Annotated in this window: 15 protein-coding genes; 2 read left to right on the forward strand and 13 right to left on the reverse strand. The window is 71.1% G+C overall.

Annotated elements, in window-relative coordinates; genetic code table 11:
- Positions 1 to 167 precede the first annotated feature (167 nt).
- The 13 genes from ACY0MJ_RS19360 to ACY0MJ_RS19420 all read right to left on the reverse strand — a co-directional run bounded on the left by ACY0MJ_RS19360 (position 168) and on the right by ACY0MJ_RS19420 (position 10,869).
- A complete protein-coding gene (locus ACY0MJ_RS19360) occupies positions 168 to 1,667 on the reverse strand; it encodes a DegQ family serine endoprotease (RefSeq protein ID WP_462640177.1) in 1,500 nt (499 codons plus the stop codon).
- A gap of 110 nt (positions 1,668 to 1,777) precedes the next feature.
- Positions 1,778 to 2,827, reverse strand: a complete 1,050-nt coding sequence (locus ACY0MJ_RS19365) for a MucB/RseB C-terminal domain-containing protein (RefSeq protein WP_462640178.1) — start codon at positions 2,825 to 2,827, stop codon at positions 1,778 to 1,780.
- Positions 2,827 to 3,405 (reverse strand): RseA family anti-sigma factor, encoded by a 579-nt coding sequence (locus tag ACY0MJ_RS19370; protein WP_462640179.1) that lies wholly within the window; start codon positions 3,403 to 3,405, stop codon positions 2,827 to 2,829. The genes ACY0MJ_RS19365 and ACY0MJ_RS19370 overlap by 1 nt, the downstream gene beginning before the upstream one ends.
- Before the next feature lie 19 nt (positions 3,406 to 3,424).
- The gene (gene rpoE, locus ACY0MJ_RS19375; protein ID WP_462640180.1) at positions 3,425 to 4,063 is read right to left on the reverse strand and encodes an RNA polymerase sigma factor RpoE; all 639 of its coding nucleotides are present in this window, start codon (positions 4,061 to 4,063) and stop codon (positions 3,425 to 3,427) included.
- On the reverse strand, positions 4,060 to 4,542 hold the full coding sequence (locus ACY0MJ_RS19380; protein WP_462640181.1) for a hypothetical protein: 483 nt from the start codon (positions 4,540 to 4,542) through the stop codon (positions 4,060 to 4,062). Before ACY0MJ_RS19380 ends, rpoE begins: the two co-directional genes overlap by 4 nt.
- Before the next feature lie 7 nt (positions 4,543 to 4,549).
- A complete protein-coding gene (fabF, locus tag ACY0MJ_RS19385; RefSeq protein WP_462640182.1) occupies positions 4,550 to 5,794 on the reverse strand; it encodes a beta-ketoacyl-ACP synthase II in 1,245 nt (414 codons plus the stop codon).
- A gap of 7 nt (positions 5,795 to 5,801) precedes the next feature.
- A complete protein-coding gene (acpP, locus tag ACY0MJ_RS19390) occupies positions 5,802 to 6,041 on the reverse strand; it encodes an acyl carrier protein (protein WP_013902185.1) in 240 nt (79 codons plus the stop codon).
- 95 nt (positions 6,042 to 6,136) lie between these two features.
- Positions 6,137 to 6,886, reverse strand: a complete 750-nt coding sequence (gene fabG / locus ACY0MJ_RS19395; RefSeq protein WP_462640183.1) for a 3-oxoacyl-ACP reductase FabG — start codon at positions 6,884 to 6,886, stop codon at positions 6,137 to 6,139.
- A complete protein-coding gene (fabD, locus tag ACY0MJ_RS19400; RefSeq protein WP_462640184.1) occupies positions 6,883 to 7,833 on the reverse strand; it encodes an ACP S-malonyltransferase in 951 nt (316 codons plus the stop codon). Before fabD ends, fabG begins: the two co-directional genes overlap by 4 nt.
- Before the next feature lie 41 nt (positions 7,834 to 7,874).
- Positions 7,875 to 8,852: a beta-ketoacyl-ACP synthase III gene (locus ACY0MJ_RS19405; RefSeq protein WP_462640185.1), complete on the reverse strand. Its 978-nt coding sequence runs from the start codon at positions 8,850 to 8,852 to the stop codon at positions 7,875 to 7,877.
- A gap of 3 nt (positions 8,853 to 8,855) precedes the next feature.
- The gene (plsX, locus tag ACY0MJ_RS19410) at positions 8,856 to 9,905 is read right to left on the reverse strand and encodes a phosphate acyltransferase PlsX (RefSeq protein WP_462640186.1); all 1,050 of its coding nucleotides are present in this window, start codon (positions 9,903 to 9,905) and stop codon (positions 8,856 to 8,858) included.
- 115 nt (positions 9,906 to 10,020) lie between these two features.
- Complete coding sequence (gene rpmF, locus ACY0MJ_RS19415; protein ID WP_145895076.1) at positions 10,021 to 10,203, reverse strand: 50S ribosomal protein L32; 183 nt, start codon at positions 10,201 to 10,203, stop codon at positions 10,021 to 10,023.
- A 123-nt stretch (positions 10,204 to 10,326) separates the two neighbouring features.
- The gene (locus tag ACY0MJ_RS19420; protein ID WP_462640187.1) at positions 10,327 to 10,869 is read right to left on the reverse strand and encodes a YceD family protein; all 543 of its coding nucleotides are present in this window, start codon (positions 10,867 to 10,869) and stop codon (positions 10,327 to 10,329) included.
- Between the two features lie 26 nt (positions 10,870 to 10,895).
- Between ACY0MJ_RS19420 and ACY0MJ_RS19425 the strand changes: the two genes are divergently transcribed.
- Complete coding sequence (locus ACY0MJ_RS19425; protein WP_462640188.1) at positions 10,896 to 11,501, forward strand: Maf family nucleotide pyrophosphatase; 606 nt, start codon at positions 10,896 to 10,898, stop codon at positions 11,499 to 11,501.
- On the forward strand, positions 11,501 to 12,262 hold the full coding sequence (locus ACY0MJ_RS19430; protein WP_462640189.1) for an SAM-dependent methyltransferase: 762 nt from the start codon (positions 11,501 to 11,503) through the stop codon (positions 12,260 to 12,262). The genes ACY0MJ_RS19425 and ACY0MJ_RS19430 overlap by 1 nt, the downstream gene beginning before the upstream one ends.
- Positions 12,263 to 12,472 lie beyond the last annotated feature (210 nt).

The raw sequence follows: 12,472 nt of genomic DNA on the forward strand, positions 1-12,472 counted from the left end.
CCCACATTCCCTTTCAACGACCGTTCACCAAAAAACTTTCGCCGCCTGTCTTTTTTTGACCATCGGGCGAAGGAAAGCCCCAAGCCCGAGCAAGGGCTTGGGGCTTCTCGCCGGACGCTGGAGTGCCCCGCGGACGCCCGGGGATCAGCCCCGCGGACGCCCGGGGATCAGCCCCGCGCCGGCCGGATCAGCAGGTAGCTGGCCAGCTCGCCGCGGCGCAGCAGCACCGGGATGGGCTTGCTCTTGTCCAGGCGGGCGACCGCCGCATCGAACTCGCGCACGTTGTTGATCTCGGTGTTGCCGATCGAGACGATGATGTCGCCCTCGCGGATGCCGGCGCGCTGGGCCGCGCCCTCGCTCACGGATTCGACGCGCACGCCGCCCTTCACCCGGGCTTCCTTCTTCTGCGCGGCGGTCAGCTCGCCCACCACGATGCCGATGGACTGCGCCGCCGGCGAGGACTTGGGCTTCTCCAGCGCCGGCGGCACCGGCGCGGCCTTGGCCTGCTCCTGCTCGAACTCGGCGACGTTCACCGCGAGCTCGTGCAGCTGCCCGCGGCGGAAGACGGTGAGGCTGGCACGGCTGCCCGGCTTGGTGTTGCCCACCAGGCGCGGCAGGTCGGTGGCGCGCTCGATCTGCTGGCCGTTGAACTTCGTGATGATGTCGCCGGCTTCCACGCCCGCCTTCTCGGCCGGCGAGCCGGCCTCGACGCTGCGCACCAGCGCGCCCTGCGGACGGCCCAGGCCGATCGATTCGGCGACGTCGCGCGTGACCTGGTCGATCTGCACGCCGATGCGGCCGCGCTGCACCCGCCCGCTCACGCGCAGCTGCTCGGCGACGCGGGTGGCCTCGTCGATCGGGATCGCGAACGAGATGCCCATGAAGCCGCCGGAGCGCGAGTAGATCTGGCTGTTGATGCCGATCACCTCGCCGCGCATGTTGATCAGCGGGCCCCCGGAGTTGCCGGGGTTGATCGCCACGTCGGTCTGGATGAAGGGCAGGTAGTCGCCCGTGTCGCGCCCCTTGGCGCTGACGATGCCGGCCGTGACGGTGTTCTCCAGGCCGAAGGGCGAGCCGATGGCCATCACCCATTCGCCGACCTTCACGCGGCTCACGTCCCCGATGCGCACGAAGGGCAGCCCGGTCGCGTCGATCTTCACCACGGCGACGTCGGTGCGCTTGTCGGCGCCGACGATCTTGGCCTTGAACTCGCGCTTGTCGGTGAGCGTGACGATCACCTCGTCGGCGTCCTCCACCACGTGCGCGTTGGTCATCACGTAGCCGTCCGCGGTGAGGATGAAGCCGGAGCCGACGCCGCGCGGGTGCTCCTCCTCCGGGCCGCTGTCGCCGCCGCGCGGGCCGGGGCGCTGCTGCTGGCGCGGCACGTTGGGCATGGGCACGCCGAAGAAGCGGCGGAAGAACTCCTGCATCTCCTCGTCCATCTGCGGGTCGCTGCGGGAGCTGCTGCGCACCTTCTCCAGCGTGCGGATGTTCACCACCGCGGGCCCGACCAGGTCGACCAGCTCGGTGAAGTCAGGCAGCGCGCGCGGCTGCGGCGCCGATTGCGCGAGGGCCGGTGCCGCCGGCAGGAAGGCGGCGGCGCCGCCGAGGGCCAGGGCGAGGGCCAGGCCGCAGCTGCGCAGGTTCTTGGAATCCAGGCGGAACATACGGGAGTCTCCAGGGAGTCGAAAACGCGTAATGGCTGAGAATACGCCCACGCGCCTTGGTTCAACGTCAGCCAAACGCGCAACCCGGCCCGGGGCGGCGCGCGGCCGTCCTAGGGACGACGCTCAAGGCTGAGCGAGAAGGCGCGCAGGGTCGCCGGCGGCACCTCGCCGACGGCGGTGATCCACCAGTCCTGCAGGCGGCGCGTGAGCGTGTGCGTGGCGCCGCTGGCGAACACGCCTTCCTGCACGTGGCGGTCGCGATCGTAGGGCTCGACGAACACCGACACCGAGGCCAGCCCGTCCGAGAAGATCCACTGCAGCACGCCCTCGGCCGGCCGCTTGTAGCAGCTCATGGGCCGGAAGCCGGCCACCGGCGCCTTGAGGGCCCAGCCCTCGGCGGCGGCGCTGGTCTTCACCGTGTCGGGCTGCTCCACGCGCCAGCCCTCGGGCACGGCCATCATGCGGGCGATGCGCTCCATGCGCACGGGCGCATCGAGCTGCAGCTCGGAGAAGGCGGCCTGCTCGAGCACCTTGCCGCCGCGGTCCAGCGTCTGCATCTTCACGACCAGCCCGCTCTTCTTCTCGCTCCAGATCCGGTAGCCGAAGCGCAGCGCGTCCTTGGGCAGCAGCTGCACGATGTCGGCGTCGAAGCCGGCGACGCGGTCGGCGCCGATGCGGTGCGCGGTGTAGAACTCGCGGATCGCCGTGACGTCCGGCTTCAGCAGCTCGGGGAACAGGCCCAGGGCCTCGCGGCGCTCGCGCCGCACGGTCTTCGATTCCGGCAGGAAGGTCAGGACCTCGTCGTCGCGGCGGAAGGTGGAGCGCTTCTCGCCCGACAGCGTGTCCACGCGTTCCACCTGGCGCTTGCCGTCGCAGGCGTGCCAGATGCGCGCGCTGGACATCGCGCCGTTGCCGGACGACACGACGAAGGTGCCGATGTAGTTGCGCTGGCGCGAAGCGTCGTGCATGCGCTCGAGCCATTCGCCCACGGTGCGTTCGCCGCGGCCCGCGCCGGAGCGGGTGTCCGCGTCGCGCCCCGAGGCGGCGAGCGCCTGGCTGGCGGCGAGGGTGAGCGCGGTGGCGGCCCAGAAGGCCAGCACCCCCTGCGCGGCGCGCAGGCGGGCCCGGCCGGGAAAGAGGCGCGCCATGGCGGGGGCCATCAGCGCGCCGGCCCTTCGAAGGTGGCGTTGCGCAGGAAGCCGGAAGTGGTGCCGAAGGCGGTGGCTCCGCCCAGCTGGCGGTGCGCGGCGAGCAGGCGGTCGAGGCGGGGGTCGCGCGTCATGGGAGCGGCGGCGGCTTCCGCCACGGCCGGCACGACCGATGCGGACGCGGGCGCGGCGGCGAGCTGCGGCTGCAGCGTGCCGGCGGGTCCGGCGCCCCAGAGGTTCCAGCCGACCGCCGCGACGGCGGCGAAGGAGGCGAAGCCGGCGGCCATCTTCCAGCGCCAGTCGTTCGCGGCCTCGCGCTGCGGCGCCGCGCGGCGCGCCGCAGGAAGCGGCACCGGCGCGGCCTGTTCCTGCTGCAGGCGCCGCTGCAGGCGGGCGAGGAAGGCTTCGGACGGGGTGCCCCCGCACACCGTGCCGGTGCGCAGCGCTTCGCCCACCAGATGGTAGGCGCACCAGGCCGCGCGCGCGCGCGGGTCGGCGGCGGCAGCCTGCACGCCCCGGGCGAGGTCCTCGCCCTGCAGCTGCCCGTCGGCCAGCGCCGAAATCAGTTCCTGGTGGTCCATCTTGTCCATTGCATCCATCTTGCGCCCCTCACCAGCGCTTGCCCGTCTGGTTCTCCAGCAGGGGTTTCACCTTCGCCGAGATCGCCTCGCGCGCCCGGAAGATCCGCGAGCGCACCGTGCCGATCGGGCAGTTCATCACTTCCGCGATCTCCTCATAGGAGAGCCCCTCGATCTCGCGCAGCGTCACGGCCTGGCGCAGTTCGTCGGGGAGCGCCTCCATGGCAGAGTTCACGGTGGCGGCGATTTCCTTCGCCGCCAGCACCGTTTCGGGCGTCTCGGCGGAGGTTAGTTCGTTCTCCACGCCGGAAGTTTCTTCCTCATCGTCGCCGCCGCGCAGGGCGCTCTCGGAAACCACGGGATCGCGCTTGAGGTCGACCAGGGCTTTTTTGGCGGTGTTGACGGCGATGCGGTACAGCCAGGTGTAGAACTGCGCCTCGCCGCGGAACTGCGCGAGCGCCCGGTAGGCGCGGATGAAGGTCTCCTGGGCGATGTCCTCCACGAGGTCGGTGTCGCGCACCATGCGGCCGATCAGCCGCTCGATGCGGCGCTGGTACTTCAGTACCAGCAGCTCGTAGGCCTTCTGGTCGCCGGCCACCGTGCGCTCCACCAGCATCAGGTCGGTGTCGCCGGACGAGGGAGCGGGGGCTGCGGGAGGCGTCTTGGTCATTGTTCGGCGGGCGGCCCGCCGGCGGGCGGGCGCTCCTTCCCCCGCGGGGGGAAGGCCGGTGGGGGGGCGCTGGCGCGCGAATATACCGCACGGCGCAACGCGTCCCAGTGGGACGGCGCCGACGTTTTCGCCAGCCACAGCCAGCGCGTGCCGCCTTCGCCGCGCCATCGCAGCAGCAGCCGCGACTGCAGGTCCAGGGCGACCGCCGGCCGGCCGGCGACCGACACGCCGCCCTCTTCCCAGCGCCAGGCTTCGCCGTCCCAGGCGAGCCGGCCGACGGGCGCGTGCAGCCACGCGTGCGAAGCGAGGGAAACGCAGGCCAGCACGGCGGCGAGGGCCGCCACGTGGCGCAGGCCGAAGGGGGTCTGCAGGCTCCAGGCGACCACCGCCGCCAGGCCCGCGAGCGCCGCGAGGCCGTAGGCCCCGGCGGCGAACAGGCTGCGCCCCACCGGGTAGCTCACCGATGGGGCTGCGTGCATGGGGAACTCAGAGCCGCTTGAACACCAGCGAGCCGTTGGTGCCGCCGAAGCCGAAGTTGTTCTTCAGCGCGACGGCGATCTTCATGTCCCGCGCCTCGTTGGCGCAGTAGTCCAGGTCGCACTCGGGGTCCTGGTTGAAGATGTTGATCGTGGGCGGGCTCTTCTGGTGGTGGATCGCCAGCACCGTGAAGACGGATTCGATCCCGCCGGCGCCGCCCAGCAGGTGCCCCGTCATGGACTTGGTGGAGTTCACCACCGTCTTCTTCGCGTGCTCGCCCAGCGTGAGCTTGATCGCGTTGCTCTCGTTCACGTCGCCGAGCGGCGTGGAGGTGCCGTGCGCGTTCAGGTAGTCGACCTCGTCGGGGTTCACCCCGGCGTTCTTCAGGGCCGCGGTCATGGCGCGGCGCGGGCCGTCCACGTTGGGGGCGGTCATGTGGAAGGCGTCGGCGCTCATGCCAAAGCCGGCGAGCTCGGCGTAGATCTTCGCGCCGCGCTTCTTCGCGTGCTCGTAGTCCTCGAGCACCAGCACGCCGCCGCCCTCGCCCAGCACGAAGCCGTCGCGGTCCTTGTCCCAGGGACGGGAGGCCGTCTTCGGATCGTCGTTGCGGGTGGAAAGCGCCCGGGCCGCGGCGAAGCCGCCGATGCCCAGCAGGGACACGCAGGATTCGGCGCCGCCCGCGATCATCACGTCGGCGTCGCCGCTCTCGATCAGCCGGCCGGCCAGGCCGATCGCGTGCAGGCCGGTCGTGCAGGCCGTGACCACGGCGATGTTGGGGCCCTGGAAACCGTGGCGGATCGACACGTGGCCGGAGATCATGTTGATGATCGACGCCGGCACGAAGAAGGGCGAGATGCGCCGCGGGCCGCGGTTCATCAGCTCGGTGTGCGTCTCCTCGATCATCGGCAGCCCGCCGATGCCGGAGCCGATGTTCACGCCGATGCGGGTGGCCAGCTCCGGATCCAGCTGCTCGCCCGTGGGCAGGCCGGCGTCCTTGATCGCCTGGTCCGCCGCGGCCAGGCCGAGGTGGATGAAGCGGTCCATGTGCCGGGCTTCCTTCTCCGGCAGGTAGTCCGCGACGTTGAAGCCCCTGACCTCCCCGGCGAACTTCACCGAGAGGGCGGCCGGATCGAAGGACGTGACCGTATCGATGCCGCTGCGCCCCGCGACCAGGTTGGCCCAGGACTCTGCGACCGTATTCCCCACCGGGCTGACGCAGCCCAGTCCCGTCACGACGACGCGGCGACGACTCATGCCAGCCTCAGGCCTTCTGGTGGGCGTTGGCGTAGTCGATGGCGTTCTGCACCGTCGTGATCTTCTCGGCGTCTTCGTCCGGGATCTCGATGCCGAACTCGTCCTCGAGGGCCATGACCAGTTCCACCGTGTCCAGAGAGTCGGCGCCGAGGTCGGCCACGAAAGCCTTTTCGTTGGTGACCTGGGACTCTTCCACGCCGAGTTGCTCGGCGATGATTTTCTTGACACGTGCTTCGATATCGCTCATGGGGTTCCCTCTCAGGGTTTGATTGAATCCGCGATTTTAAGCCGGGCGGAGGGTCCGGCTGGGGTGGGTCCGGGCGGGGCGTCCGGGGGGCCTCCTCAGGCCATGAACATGCCGCCGTTGACGTGGATTTCCTGGCCGGTCACGTAGCCGGCCTGGGGCGAGGCGAGCCAGGCCACCGCGTGGGCGATGTCCGAGGGCTTGCCGAGGTGTCCCAGCGGGATCTGGCCGAGCAGCGCCTTCTGCTGGTCCTCGGGCAGGGCCGCCGTCATGTCGGTCTCGATGAAGCCGGGGGCCACGCAGTTGACCGTGATGCCGCGGCTGCCCAGTTCGCGGGCGAGCGCGCGCGTCATGCCGGCCACGCCGGCCTTGGCCGCCGCGTAGTTGGCCTGGCCCGGGTTGCCGGAGGCGCCCACCACGCTGGTGATGCTGACGATGCGCCCGTAGCGCTGCTTCATCATCGTGCGCATCACGGCACGGCTCATGCGGAAGACGGCCTTCAGGTTCGTGTCGAGCACGGCGTCCCAGTCCTCGTCCTTCATGCGCATGGCGAGCTGGTCGCGGGTGATGCCGGCGTTGTTCACCAGCACGTGCACCCCGCCCTGCTCCCTGGCGATCGCGTCGATCAGGGCCTCGCCCGCCTTGGCGTCGTTGACGTCCAGGGTGGCGCCGCGGCAGCCGGGGTGACCGGCCAGCGCCTCGGTGATCTTCTGCGCGCCCGCGTCGGAGGTGGCGGTGCCCACCACCTTCATGCCGCGGGCGGCCAGTTCCTGCGCGATCGCCGCGCCGATGCCCCGCGAGGCGCCGGTGACCAGGGCCACCTGGCCCTGCATGGTGGTGGTCGTCATGCGAGCATCCCCTTCACTTCATCCAGGCTGGCGGGATCGAGCACCGAGCCCGAGGCCAGGGTCGCGTCGATGCGCTTGACCAGGCCGGCCAGCACCTTGCCCGGGCCGCATTCGACGATGGTGGTCACGCCGCGGCCCTGGATGGCGCGGATGCACTCGACCCAGCGCACCGGGCCGAAGGCCTGCTCGTACAGGGCGGCGCGGATGCGGTCCGGCTCGGTCTCGACCTTCACCTCGATGTTGTTCACGACGGGGATCCGCGGCGACTGCAGCGGCGTGGCGGCCAGGCGCTCCTTGAGCTTCTCGGCCGCCGGCTTCATCAGGCTGGAGTGGAAGGGCGCGGACACCGGCAGCAGCAGCGCGCGCTTGGCGCCCATGGCCTTGAGCACCTCGCAGGCCTTGTCGACGGCGGCCTTGCTGCCGGCGATCACGGTCTGCGCCGGGTCGTTGAAGTTGGCGGCTTCCACCACTTCGCTGCTGTTGGTGCCGAAGCTGCGCACGGCCTCGGCGCAGCCCTCGATCACCTTCTGCGCATCGAGGCCGAGGATGGCGGCCATGGCGCCGGCGCCGACGGGCACCGCTTCCTGCATGGCCTGGGCGCGGAAGCGCACCAGCGGCGCCGCGTCGGCCAGCGCCAGCGCGCCGGCGGCGACCAGCGCGCTGTATTCGCCCAGCGAGTGGCCGGCCACGACGGCCGGTTCGGCGCCGCCCTCGGCGATCCAGGCGCGGTAGGCGGCGATGCCGGCCACCAGCATCACCGGCTGGGTGTTGGTGGTGAGGCCCAGGGTCTCCTTGGGGCCTTCCTCGATCAGCCGGCCGATGTCCTCGCCCAGCGCGTCGGAGGCCTCCTGCAGCGTCCGCGCGACCGCGGGGTGCCCGCCCCAGCCGGCCAGCATCCCGACGGATTGCGAGCCCTGGCCCGGAAACACGAATGCAAACGGTTTCATGCCTGTCTCTCTCTTGGCTATGGTGCGAAGCCGCGCGGGCTTCAGAAGTCCAGCAGGACCGCGCCCCAGGTGAAGCCGCCGCCCACGCCTTCCAGCATGAGCGTGTCGCCCTTCTTGATCTTGCCTTCGCGCACGGCGACGTCCAGCGCCAGCGGGATCGAGGCGGCGGAGGTGTTGCCGTGCTCGTCGACCGTCGCGATCAGCTTGTCCACCGGCAGCTTCAGCTTCCTGGCCGTGCCCTGCATGATGCGGATGTTGGCCTGGTGCGGGACCAGCCAGTCGATGTCGGCTTCGGTGCGGCCGGCCTTGGCCAGCGTGGCGCGCGCGGCGCTTTCCAGCACGCCCACGGCCAGCTTGAAGACGGCCTGGCCGTCCATGCGCAGCAGCGGGTTGCCGTGCACCTTGCCGCCCGAGACGGTGCCGGGCACGCACAGGATCTCCACGTGCTTGCCGTCGGCGTGCAGGTCGCTCGCCAGGATGCCGGGCGTGTCGGACGCCTCCAGCACCACGGCGCCGGCGCCGTCGCCGAACAGCACGCAAGTCGTGCGGTCGTCGAAGTCGAGGATGCGCGAGAACACCTCGGCGCCGATCACCAGCGCGCATTTCGCGCTGCCGGTGCGGATCATCGCGTCGGCCACGGTGAGCGCGTAGACGAAGCCGCTGCACACCGCCTGCACGTCGAAGGCCGGGCAGCCGGCGATCCCCAGCTTGTTCTGCAGGATGGTCGCGGTGGAGGGGAACACCATGTCCGGCGTGGACGTGGCGACGATGATCAGGTCGACGTCCGACGCCTGGCGGCCGGCGGCCTCCAGCGCGCGCCGCGCCGCCTGCACGCCCAGCTCGCTGCTGGGCACGTCGGGCTCGGCGAAGTGGCGCGCCCGGATGCCCGTGCGCTCCACGATCCACTGGTCGGAGGTTTCCACCCCGTGGGCGGCGAGTTGCGCCGCCAGTTCCGCGTTGGTCACGCGCCTGGGCGGCAGGTAGCTGCCCGTGCCCGTGATCCGGGAATATCTGCTCATGTCCTAGCTCGTGGCCGCTTCCAGCTGCGCGTCGCCGCCGTTGCCGGCCAGGAGGGGCCGGGCGTGGGCGATGCGGCTCTGGACACGGTCCAGCAAATTGTTTCGGGCCGCATCATACGCGCGGTTGAGTGCCTGCTCGAACGCGAACGCGTCGGCCGAGCCATGGCTCTTGAACACCAGGCCGCGCAGCCCGAGCAGCGCCGCGCCGTTGTAGCGGCGGTGGTCGACGCGGCGCTTGAGCGCGGCCAGGATGGGCCAGGCGGCGACCGCCGCCAGCTTCGTGAGCGGCGTGCGCTCGAACTCCTGCTTCAGGAAGCCGCTGATCAGCGAGGCCACGCCTTCGCTGGTCTTGAGCATCACGTTGCCGACGAAGCCGTCGCACACCACGATGTCCGTGGTGCCCTTGAAGATGTCGTTGCCTTCGACGTTGCCGTGGAAGTTCAGGTCGCCGGTGGCGCCGGCGGCGCGCAGCAGCTCGCCGGCCTTCTTGATCACCTCGTTGCCCTTGATCACCTCTTCGCCGATGTTCAGCAGGCCCACCGACGGGCTCTCGCTGCCGGTGATCGTCGCGACCAGCGCCGAACCCATCACGGCGAACTGCAGCAGGTGCTGCTCGGTGCAGTCCACGTTGGCGCCGAGGTCCAGCACCGTGGTCGCGCCCCCCTTCGCGTTGGGCATCTGCGTGGCGATCGCGGGGCGGTCGATGCCGTCGACGGTCTTGAGCAGGTAGCGCGCCAGCGCCATCAGCGCGCCTGTGTTGCCGGCCGACACCGCCACCTGGGCGTGGCCTTCCTTCACCTGCCGGATCGCCACGCGCATGGACGAATCCTTCTTCTTGCGCAGGGCGACTTCCACGTGGTCGTCCATCGCCACCACCTCGGAGGCGGGGACGACGCGCGCGCGCGGATGGTGGAAGGTCTCGAGCGCGGCGGGCGCCCCGACCAGCAGCAGCTGCGCCGGGGGATGGGCATCGAGGAACTGCCGGCAGGCGGCGAGCGTGACGCGGGGGCCGTGGTCGCCCCCCATGCAATCGACAGCCAGGGTGGTCGTCATGGCAGCAATTCTGGGGCCGAACGGTGCGGAAGCCGGGGCGAGGCGTCGCGGAACGGCCAACAAAAAAGCCCGGCCTGCGTTGCGCAGCCGGGCTTGCCGACGCGATCGATGAGGATCAGGCGTCGTTCTTGGTCTTGAGCACCTTGCGGCCGCGGTAGAAGCCGGTCGGGCTGATGTGGTGGCGCAGGTGCGTCTCGCCCGTCGTGGGCTCGACGGCGATGCCCGGCACGTTCAGGGCGTTGTGCGAGCGGTGCATGCCGCGCTTGGACGGCGACTTCTTGTTTTGCTGGACGGCCATGGAGGGCTCCTGGGGTTGCGCCGCCCGCGGTGCGTGGCGGCGGCAGGTTGATCGGTTGGACGGTGCGCGCCATCCGGAAGGCCCATGCCCTCCTGGCGCGAAGCCCACGATTATAGCCCAAGCCTACTTCCCCGTCTTCAGCTTGCCCAGCACCGCGAACGGGTGCTCCTTCTCGGCCGAGGCGGCCTCGAAGCCCGGGTCCTCGGCGGACATCTTCACGGGATCCGGACAGGCCTCGTGCCGCGGCGCCACCGGCACCTCCATGAGCAGCTCGTCCTCGACGAGTTCGTGCAGGTCGAAGCTGCGGCTCAGCGCGAGCAGGTCCTCTTCGGCGGCATCGTCCTCGGCGGCCGCGGTCGCCTCGTCCGCGACGAAGCGGAAGGAGCGGTCGACCGCCAGCGGCAGGTCCACGGGTTGCAGGCAGCGCTGGCACACGAGGGGCAGCGTCGCGTTCGCCTCCAGGTGCACCCAGACCTGCGGCTGGTGGTGCATCGGGTTCAGCAGCTCGCCGCGCGCGCTCCAGTCGACCGGCAGGGCGGGGTCGCCCTCGGCCGTCTCGGCCAGCAGGCGGGGAAAGGCCTGCAGTTTCTCGTTTTCCTGGAGCTCGGCGCCTTCCTCGGCGAACCGGCGGACGTCCAGTCGGTGCGGATCGAAGTCCTTGGCCATCGGTCGCAGTGTAAGAGAATCGCCGGATGCCCTCCGCGTCCCGCCCGGACTCCCCTCCCGCCCTCGTGCTCGGCTCCACCTCGGTCTACCGGCGCGAACTCCTGTCGCGCCTGCGCCTGGCCTTCAGCGTCGAGCCCCCGCACGTCGACGAGACGCCGCGCGCCGGCGAGACCCCCGAACAGCTGGCGCGGCGCCTCGCCGCCGCCAAGGCCGAGGCCGTGGCCCGGCGGCATCCGGCCGCCGTGGTCATCGGATCGGACCAGGTGGCCGACCTCGACGGCGAGCCGCTCGGCAAGCCCGGCAACCACGCGAACGCGGTGGCCCAGCTGCGGCGCATGAGCGGGCGCACGGTGGTGTTCCATACCGCCCTGAGCGTTCTGTGCCTGGACAGCGGGTTCGCCCAGCACGACCTGGCCCCCGTGCGGGTGCGCTTCCGCACGCTGGACGACGCCGAGATCGAGGCCTACCTCCAGGCCGAACAACCCTACGACTGCGCCGGCAGCGCCCGCAGCGAGGGGCTGGGCGTCGCGCTGCTGGAAGCGATCGACAGCGACGACCCGACGGCCCTGGTCGGCCTGCCGCTGATCCGCACCTGCCGCATGCTGCGCGCCGCCGGCATCCCCGTGCTCTGATGCCCTCCGGCCGCCTGTTCCTGGTGCCGACGCCGCTGGACTTCGGCTGCGCCGCCGAAGGGCCGCTCGCCGACGTGCTGCCGGCCGGCACCATCGCCGCGGCGGCGCGCCTTACCCACTGGGTCTGCGAGAACGCGAAGACGACCCGCGCCTTCCTCAAGCGCGTCGGCGAACTGCAGCCGCTGGCGGCGCCCTTGCAGCAGCAGCGGATCGCGGAACTGCCGCGGCAGGTGCACAAGAAGGGCGACCACGCCCCGGGCGCCTTCGACGCGCGCCCGCTGCTCGCGCCCGCGCTCGCGGGCGAGGACATGGGCCTGCTGAGCGAGGCGGGCATGCCGGCGATCGCCGATCCGGGATCGTCGGTGGTGCGGGCGGCGCACGAGCTCGGGATCGAAGTCGTCCCGCTGGTGGGACCCGGATCGCTCCTGCTGGCCCTGGCGGCCAGCGGCCTCAACGGCCAGAACTTCGCCTTCGTCGGCTACCTGCCGCAGGACGCCTCCCAGCGCACGCAGCGCCTGCGCGAGCTGGAAGCGCTCGTGGCGCGCACCGGCCAGACGCAGTTGTTCATCGAGACACCCTACCGCAACGAGGCGCTGTGGCAGGCGCTGCTGCAGGGCCTGAAGCCGGCGACGCGGATCGCCGTAGCTTCCGGCCTGACGCTGCCGACCGCGCGCTGCCGCACGGCGACGGTGGCGGCGTGGAAGAAGGAAGCGGCGCCGGTGGGCAAGGATGTCCCGGCGGTGTTCGCGATCGGGATCTGATTCCCGTCACCCCGCGAACTCGTCACCCCCGCGCAGGCGGGGGCCCAGGGCTTTGAAACTGCGCGCGCAGCGCGCAGCCTGAATGCGGGAGCCCTGGGTCCTCGCCTTCGCGAGGATGACGTCTCCCCGCCTGCGCGCACTGCTGTCCGGGATAAATCCGCCAGGGTGCGCCAAGTCGTTCCGGCACAACGGAAAAGCGGACTGAGCTCG

It is taken from the genome of Ramlibacter sp. bp-362 (assembly GCF_054956735.1).